This window comes from Pseudomonas sp. PME37.24/006, assembly GCF_055556635.1.
Genome location: NZ_JBVHNL010000203.1, coordinates 1 through 256 on the forward strand (window position 1 = coordinate 1; position 256 = coordinate 256).

Genomic DNA, 256 nt, shown 5'->3' on the forward strand with positions numbered 1-256 from the left:
GCTTGACCACGATGTCGATGGACTGGTGGATGCCGGTGGTGATGAGTACCTGCGAGGGCGTGCAGTTGACCGAACGCGCCACGCGCAGGTACTCGGCGATCTGCTCGCGCAGCCCGGCATAACCGGCGCCCGGCCCGTAGGTCAGCAGGTCCGAACTGGAACGACGCCAGTGCTTGTTCTGCAGGCGTCCCCAGATCTTGTGCGGCACGCAGGTCACGTCCGGTACGCCCGGCATGAAGGCCCCCCATTGGCGCTC

The 256-nt window shown here is 66.4% G+C and carries 1 pseudogene; it reads right to left on the reverse strand.

Annotation, left to right across the window (positions count from 1 at the left end):
- Window positions 1-256, reverse strand: a pseudogene (locus ACZ3GY_RS24410) (PLP-dependent aminotransferase family protein); the annotation flags it as partial.